The organism is Candidatus Dependentiae bacterium (genome assembly GCA_016191325.1).
Taxonomy (GTDB): domain Bacteria; phylum Babelota; class Babeliae; order Babelales; family JACPOV01; genus JACPOV01.
Genome location: JACPOV010000003.1, coordinates 1 through 3,707, shown reverse-complemented (window position 1 = coordinate 3,707; position 3,707 = coordinate 1). Strand labels below are relative to the sequence as shown.

Sequence of the window (3,707 nt, the reverse complement as noted above, 5' to 3'; positions counted from 1 at the left end):
TGGTGTTTGTAATGTCTTGGTCTACTAAACCACCCCCTAATACGGGATTTGGCAATAAAATAAGTGATTGGACTTACGTTACATCAGCTTGAAATTTCCCGAAGGGTTTTCTTGTTATCTGCTTTTTCGTAACGTTGTGTAAACACTTGCTGCAAGGATGAGTGCTCCCCCTGCAATTGTTCGTAGTTCAGGTATCTCCCCCAAAATGAAAAATGCAAGTGCGATACTATATACCGGTTCAAGCGTTGCAATAATACTTACCCGTTGTGCTTTCAAATATTTTAATGCGTTTATAAATAAGGTATATCCACCTACGGTAAAAACCGCCCCCAGCAATACCAAAAGCGCAATATCCATCGCAGTTACGCTAAATTTTTCAATAAGAATAAATGGAAGTAGGATGACTGCACCAACGCCAAACTGATAGAACGTAAGTACCTTGCTTGGATAATTGTTTGTGTATTTTTTGTTTTGGCAGTGGTTTGGTATCTTCTTTCACTACTTCTTTTTGGGGATGTTCTACGGTAGTTTTTTCTCCGACACGTGCTTCGTTTTGTGAAGCGCATCCAGAAATTACTAAAACGATACAAAGAATGGCAATTGCTACAGTACGCATAGCAGACAGTAAATCCGCAAGTAAATAAAAACTGGGTAGTGTCCTAAAATAAGATAGTTTATTATTCTCCGCTGTTATATGGTCTTGGTGATACCATGGCAAGACCAAGAAGCAAAATTGAGGTTGTATGTCAGAATTATCCATGCAAATATTATCGAAGAGAAAATAACAAAAATATAACAAAATCAGGGGTATACAAAACGGGTCATCAGAGGTATTATTGCCACCATTGTGAAACTTATTTTATGGAAACTAAAGGTACTCCTCTTTATAGAAAGCACATGTCAGAAGAAGAAATCATTTTGATATGTAAACATCTGGTTGAGAAAAATGGAATACGAAGCATAGAAAGAATTACGGGGCATCATAGGGATACAATTGGAAATTTACTGACTGATATTGGTGAGCATGCAAAATCAATGAATGAATATTTGATCAAGAAACTTAAATTGACTCCAATGGAATGCGATGAGTTTTGGGCATTCGTAAAAAAAAGCAAAAGAAAGTTAACCCCAAAAGCAGAGATAGCACTGAGGCTGGTAGTGCATATGGATACACTGGTGTAAAACGTGATACCTATTTTTTTATTGCGTTTTACATTGGTAAATGGACGCAAGAAACATGTAATTCTATGATCTCCATTCTGTCTTCCAGAATTGAAACTCCTACCGGGGCAAACAAACTTGAGATGTATACCGATGGAAATGATGATTATACCTACACACTTCAATTACATTTTATGCCAAGTCTGATCGACTACGGCCAGCTCATTAAAATCAGAAAAAATGGAACCCTTATTGGTAAGGAAAAAAGAATAATTTTTGGCAATCCAAACCCAAGAGAAATAGAAACAACTGATGTTGAAAATTTCAATGGAATACTGAGAGAAAGAGTCGGGAGACTTGTAAGAAAGACGAAATGTTTCTCAAAAAAGAAGAGCAGACTCAATGATGCACTCAACACATTTCAATTTTACTGGAATTTTATGAATAACTTTCAGAGAAGAGGATCACCGGCAATGCTCGAAGGATTGGAGAATCACTTATGGTCTTGGCACGAATTTCTGCATAAACAATTAACTATTCTAAACTAGGCCATTACCAATTTCTCGATCAATGGCAGGTGTCGTCTTGTGGAATTTATAGAACAGTTTGTAATAGAAAAACCCAAGCTGGGATATGTTAATCGTGGTAAGGAACTGTTTGATGTACCCGGTTTTCATAAGCTGCTTAACGCGATACCCGGCCGTTTCTTTTGCAATTCGCAGCTTTTTCCCGAGTGCCTTAAAGGAGATGCTGCTATTCAGGTCAAGCTCGTAGAGGATTTTCCGGTCTATAAGGTCAAGTGTAAGCGCTTAAGTTTTTCTCAGCGCTTAAGTTTTTCTCATCTCAGCCAAGTTGCCTTCTATCTCGTGCCTCAATAAATCAGCAAAATCTGCTCCCCGTTTTTTGCAGGTTTCCTCAAGTGTATAAAAATTTTCCAGGCACCTTAGACCATCCTCACTCCAGGTATGCTGACTGATTTTCCTTTTTATTACAAGAGGCCTTAGGTCTATTTCAGCCGGATTATTGGTAGGGGTAATACCATTACGAAGCAGGAATGTAAACCACTCACCTTCATATTCAAGAAGATAATTCATGAGACGTAACAGATTCCGCTCCTCTTTTCTTGGTTTCAGAAGCAACTCTTTCAGCCTCTTATCAAACATTTTTTGAATATCTTTTCCTCTTCCAATTGTATGCTTTGCATCATGATATATTTTGAAAAGGTCTGCCACAAAATTTTTGTACTGTTCAATCTCCCATTCATCAGTGAAGTAAAACTTTGGATTTCTGGCTTTTCTTGATACCTTGGCCCAGCACCTCTGTAGTATACTACCTGCCTTGTCATATCCACGATAACCATCAGTAGTTGAATACTTGCCAAGTGGAAGCGTTTTGGTGTCCTTGCTATTGTGGGTCTTGCTTAGTCTAATAAAAACTATTTTTGCATTTTTGACAAGACGAATCCAGAAATTTTTGCCTTTATGCCGGTGTGAAGTGTCATCTGCATTAGTATGCATTGAATTTTTGAGCTCCTGCTCAAACTCCCTGTATTTTTTGTCCCCAAGATATTTTTTCACATTATGATAGACGTTGTTTACTGACGCAGGTGAAATTGGAATACCAAAACGACCTAAAAGCTCTGCTATTTTCCTTTGGGTCATGTTATACGCAATGGCAAGTGTAACAATGAAGATGGCAGTATCAAGGCTGTATTTTGAATTTGGGAGTGTATCTGGTACTGAGGCATAAAACCGCTCCTTACAATCAGCGCAGTAGCCCCCATTAGATATGTGTTCTATTGCTTCGGCTTTTGGCAGTTCAAAATGAATAACTATTTTCCGCTGTTTTTTTCCAAGTGGCCTGAGTTTTCTCTTGCATTTTGGGCACGTGTCTATTTTGTGCGTTTTAGTTTTATCTGGTTTTGGCCGCTTGTTTCTTGTATTGGGCAGTTTTGCTTGTTTCCCTTCATCCTCTTTTTCTTGAGCTTCTGATGTTTCAGGAGGAAATGCAGCTTCCAGCTCCTCTTTGAGGTAGGGGGGCACTGAGCCAGGGGGAGTATTTTCGTTTAGGAATTTGCCAAGCTGACCCTGCAGCTTTTTGTTTTCTTTTTCCAATTTGGCTATCATCTTCAATGCTTCAGCTAACTGCTGTTTTAGCTGAACGTTCTCAGCCCTAAGTTCTTTTTCTGTCATGGGAGTCAGAATAAATACAAAGGAAAAATTTATGACGTTATCGGTAGATTTTTAAGCGCTTACGATCAAGAAGAGTTAGAACAATTATTACATAAAGAATCACCAGTTGTTGCGACTATACCGGTGTAGAAATGACGCTCCCCGTTGTCTCTGCCTTGGAGATGATAAAAATTTTAGGTAAGTTAGGTTTTCGCTAGTTAGATCAAACGGGTAGCCACGTAATACTTTTTCGAGAAGATGAACGGGGAAAATTTAGACCGGTCATTCCATTTCATAAAGAATTGGCTATCGGTACACTTTTAAGCATAATAAAACAAGCAGGTTTATCAAGAGATGAATTTTTAGAGTTATATT

At 38.3% G+C, this 3,707-nt stretch carries 6 protein-coding genes and 1 pseudogene; 3 read left to right on the top strand and 4 right to left on the bottom strand.

Annotated elements, in window-relative coordinates:
- Window positions 1-114: 114 nt before the first annotated feature.
- Both HYX58_00075 and HYX58_00070 read right to left on the bottom strand, forming a co-directional pair.
- Window positions 115-489: a DMT family transporter gene (locus HYX58_00075; GenBank protein MBI2774394.1), complete on the bottom strand. Its 375-nt coding sequence runs from the start codon at window positions 487-489 to the stop codon at window positions 115-117.
- Window positions 377-616: a hypothetical protein gene (locus HYX58_00070; protein MBI2774393.1), complete on the bottom strand. Its 240-nt coding sequence runs from the start codon at window positions 614-616 to the stop codon at window positions 377-379. The genes HYX58_00075 and HYX58_00070 overlap by 113 nt, the downstream gene beginning before the upstream one ends.
- A 95-nt stretch (window positions 617-711) precedes the next feature.
- On the opposite strand from HYX58_00070, the gene HYX58_00065 reads away from it, so the two are divergent.
- Both HYX58_00065 and HYX58_00060 read left to right on the top strand, forming a co-directional pair.
- Window positions 712-1,182 (top strand): hypothetical protein, encoded by a 471-nt coding sequence (locus HYX58_00065; GenBank protein ID MBI2774392.1) that lies wholly within the window; start codon window positions 712-714, stop codon window positions 1,180-1,182.
- Window positions 1,183-1,247: 65 nt separating this feature from the next.
- Window positions 1,248-1,709: a hypothetical protein gene (locus HYX58_00060; GenBank protein MBI2774391.1), complete on the top strand. Its 462-nt coding sequence runs from the start codon at window positions 1,248-1,250 to the stop codon at window positions 1,707-1,709.
- On the opposite strand, the gene HYX58_00055 is transcribed toward HYX58_00060, so the two are convergent.
- Window positions 1,701-1,952, bottom strand: coding sequence for a winged helix-turn-helix transcriptional regulator (locus HYX58_00055; GenBank protein ID MBI2774390.1), 252 nt, complete (start codon window positions 1,950-1,952; stop codon window positions 1,701-1,703). The genes HYX58_00060 and HYX58_00055 overlap by 9 nt on opposite strands.
- Before the next feature lie 36 nt (window positions 1,953-1,988).
- Window positions 1,989-3,353 carry an IS66 family transposase gene (locus HYX58_00050; protein MBI2774389.1) on the bottom strand — a complete coding sequence of 455 codons (1,365 nt, stop codon included), beginning with the start codon at window positions 3,351-3,353 and terminating at the stop codon, window positions 1,989-1,991.
- Window positions 3,354-3,484: 131 nt separating this feature from the next.
- On the opposite strand from HYX58_00050, the pseudogene HYX58_00045 reads away from it, so the two are divergent.
- Window positions 3,485-3,707 (top strand): annotated as a pseudogene (locus HYX58_00045) (type II toxin-antitoxin system HicA family toxin).

Coding starts and splice junctions, on each gene's coding strand:
- HYX58_00070 (MBI2774393.1), bottom strand. CDS start 616: ATGCGTACTGTAGCAATTGCCATTCTTTGTATCGTTTTAGTAATTTCT.
- HYX58_00065 (MBI2774392.1), top strand. CDS start 712: ATGGCAAGACCAAGAAGCAAAATTGAGGTTGTATGTCAGAATTATCCA.
- HYX58_00060 (MBI2774391.1), top strand. CDS start 1,248: ATGATCTCCATTCTGTCTTCCAGAATTGAAACTCCTACCGGGGCAAAC.
- HYX58_00050 (MBI2774389.1), bottom strand. CDS start 3,353: ATGACAGAAAAAGAACTTAGGGCTGAGAACGTTCAGCTAAAACAGCAG.